Source organism: Persicitalea sp. (assembly GCF_041751555.1).
GTDB lineage: Bacteria > Bacteroidota > Bacteroidia > Cytophagales > Spirosomataceae > Persicitalea.
The window spans coordinates 1-3,346 of record NZ_JBGSXF010000472.1 but is presented as its reverse complement, the minus strand read 5'-3'; the positions used below and the strand labels follow the sequence as shown (position 1 = coordinate 3,346).

Below are 3,346 nucleotides of genomic sequence, written 5' to 3'. Positions count from 1 at the left end.
AACAAGCTTTCCTGCGAAAGTACCCCGCCGAGGCCAACGTAAGCCTGCGGCGAGGGATTTTTCAGAGTCGCCTGATTGAAGTAGTAGGCCGCCGCCGTGCGGTCATCCTGCCGCAGGGCCAGCGACGCCAGTCCGTAGTTGGACTTATGATTCTGGAATTCCTGCTGCAAGGCCATCTTGTAGTATTGCTCGGCAAGGGTGTATTCTTTGGTTTTTGTATAAAGATCACCCAGGCCGTTGAAGTAGCCCGCGACGGTTTGGTAAAAGGGCAGCATTTCCTGCGTAGCGATGAATAACACCACGCCCCCAAAGCCTAATAGCCGGGTTTTGGTCAAGCCAAATTTCAAGGGTTTGTACAAAACCTTATGTACCGCCAGCCCTTGTTGGAAAAGCGGCAGGAAATTAGCCAGAATATAGAAGTAGAACACTGCGCTCATAGCTAATTGGCCTTCCACGATCATATCCTCCAGTACTTCCAGCGTCGGGTCGTTGGCGGTAGCCGCTGTGTAGCCTCCGAAGGCTAGGGCAACAATGAACAAGCCGACGTACAGCCAGAATCCCACAGCGCGGTAGTTCAGCATGTTGGTCGTAGCGGCTTCGGTGCGTTTGCGGAAGCCCCAAATGCCCAGCAAGCCCGCTGCTAACGCCAGCACTGCCGGACTCAGCACGAAAGTGTTCCACTCAATGCGCTGCGTGTTTTTTAGGAATAGCAAGAGAAGCGTCAGCATGTAAAAACTGCTGATAACGAGAAAATTGGTGAGTGAAGATTTACCTCTTCGTCCGCTGGTACTTAGCCACACCAGCCCAGCTATGATTTCGGTGGCAGTCATCAGAATGAATATCACAGAGAGCGGCAACCATAGCGGGTAGCTGAAAGCCGCAAAGGTTAGTAGCGGCTGAGCGACGGGTGAAGCGAAGCCCACCAGCAGAACCATGAGAACCGTCAAACCGATAAAAGAAAATACCCTGATGCGAATGCCCCAGTCGGGTTGAAAGGCGTGGAGGTAATAGCTTAACCCACCGTAAGCGATGACAGCTACTACAAAAAGTACCCGCGATCCCTCGCCGAATAAGCCGAGTGTTTCCAGTCGACAGGCGGCTAGTAGCAGGATAAAAAGTACCATGCAGCCCAGGTACCAAAAACGTGGCAGGGCAGTGGTGGCGGCTAGCACCACGCAAAGGCCAATAAGTCCGAATACTCCCAATGCCCGAATCATATAAACCGGCAATTCCATCGGCGCGGCCCCAAACTGCTCCATCGTCAGGTAAGAAGGAACCGTAACGCCGAACTGCCAGCCATCCAATGGCAGAATGTCCACGACAGTCGGGATTTCGGAGAGTTCGCTCAACACGTCCCAATGCACGACGTTTTCGAGGGGATTGAGGATGTTGGCAAGAAATGCCAGGAGCGTTAGGGCCAGTATTCCCAATACCCAGCGGGCCGTGCGAGCTTCGGCGGTTGGCCAGGTGCGCCAAAAAAGGAGTTGTTTCATAAAGTGCAAAACGACTTTCCCGAAAAATTCTATACACTTTTCACGGAAAACGGGCTTTTTTCTAAAAAATATCCAACAAATGAGTCACTGACCTCTTGGTACTGACTGAACTAAAGGCTAATTTTGCGCTCTGAAAATTGACCCCTGAGCAACATTCACAATTCATTCATCGGACCGGCGATCGCCTCGGGGCGCCCCGCGGTCACTCATTCAAAATTAAGATGGTAAACATAGGCAAAGTTACGCAGGTAATTGGTCCCGTAGTTGATGTATCATTTGAAAACAGCGAGTTCATCCCCTCCATTCTGGACGCGATGGAAGTCGTGAAACCCAATGGCCAGAAAGTCATTCTGGAATGCCAGCAGCACCTCGGCGAAGACCGTGTCCGCACCATTGCCATGGACGGCACCGAAGGTATGCAACGAGGCATGGAAGTAAAGTCGTTCGGTGAGCCGATCAAAATGCCCATCGGCGAAGATATCAAAGGTCGCCTGTTCAACGTAGTCGGCGATGCCATCGACGGTTTGAAGGATATTAGTAAGACTAACGGCATGTCCATCCACCGTCAGCCTCCCAAGTTTGAGGACCTGGCTACTTCCACCGAGGTACTTTTTACCGGAATTAAGGTAATCGACCTGCTGGCACCTTACGTAAAAGGCGGCAAGATCGGTCTTTTTGGTGGGGCCGGGGTGGGAAAGACGGTTTTGATCCAGGAACTCATTAATAATATCGCCAAAGCCTACGCCGGACTTTCGGTGTTTGCAGGCGTGGGCGAGCGTACTCGCGAGGGCAACGACCTGATGCGTGAAATGATTGAAGCCGGCATTATCAAGTACGGCGACAAGTTTAAGCACAGCATGGAAGAAGGCGGCTGGGACCTCAGCACGGTCGATTACGAAGAGTTGAAAGATTCGCAGGCCACCTTCGTGTTCGGTCAGATGAACGAGCCTCCCGGAGCCCGCGCCCGCGTAGCCCTTTCAGGACTGACGGTAGCTGAGTACTTCCGCGATGGGGATGGCGAAGGGCAAGGCCGCGACATTCTTTTCTTTATCGATAACATTTTCCGCTTTACGCAAGCAGGTTCCGAAGTATCGGCTCTTTTGGGGCGGATGCCCTCAGCGGTAGGTTACCAGCCCACGCTGGCTACCGAAATGGGCGCGATGCAGGAGCGCATTACCTCAACCAAGCGTGGTTCAATCACCTCTGTGCAGGCCGTATATGTCCCTGCCGATGACCTGACTGACCCGGCCCCCGCTACGACTTTCGCTCACTTGGACGCTACCACAGTACTAAGCCGTAAGGTAGCCGAGAAAGGAATTTACCCTGCCGTGGATCCGCTCGACTCCAACTCCCGCATCCTGAACGCCGAAACCCTCGGCGATGCGCATTACGACTGCGCCCAACGGGTAAAAAACGTATTGCAGCGCTATAAGGAATTACAGGATATCATTGCGATTCTGGGTATGGAGGAACTTTCTGATGAGGACAAACTGATTGTATCGCGCGCCCGTCGCGTGGAGCGTTTCCTCTCGCAGCCCTTCTTCGTGGCCGAGCAATTTACTGGCCTCAAAGGTGTACTAGTGGATATCAATGATACCATCAAAGGCTTCAACCAAATCATGGACGGCGAGTTCGACCACCTGCCCGAAATGGCATTCAACCTGGTAGGTACCATTGCAGATGCCACCACCAAAGGTGAGAAGATGATGGCCGAGGCTGCGAAATAAACCCCACATTATGAATTTAGAAATAATAACCCCCGATAAGAAGGTGTTTGCTGGCGAAGCGAATGCTGTGACTTTCCCCGGCACCGAAGGCCAGTTTCAGGTACTTGACAATCATGCTCCACTGGT

3 protein-coding genes are annotated in these 3,346 nt (G+C 52.5%); 2 read left to right on the top strand and 1 reads right to left on the bottom strand.

Going from position 1 to position 3,346, the window contains the following annotated elements:
- Positions 1-1,493, bottom strand: a 1,493-nt coding sequence (locus ACEW8P_RS16590) for a tetratricopeptide repeat protein (protein ID WP_373514190.1), incomplete at its 3' end; no start/stop codon positions are given.
- Between the two features lie 221 nt (positions 1,494-1,714).
- On the opposite strand from ACEW8P_RS16590, the gene atpD reads away from it, so the two are divergent.
- Together atpD and ACEW8P_RS16580 are read left to right on the top strand one after the other, a co-directional pair.
- A complete protein-coding gene (gene atpD / locus ACEW8P_RS16585; RefSeq protein WP_373514189.1) occupies positions 1,715-3,220 on the top strand; it encodes a F0F1 ATP synthase subunit beta in 1,506 nt (501 codons plus the stop codon).
- A 10-nt stretch (positions 3,221-3,230) separates the two neighbouring features.
- On the top strand, positions 3,231-3,346 hold a 116-nt coding region (locus tag ACEW8P_RS16580; RefSeq protein ID WP_373514191.1), incomplete at its 3' end, for a F0F1 ATP synthase subunit epsilon.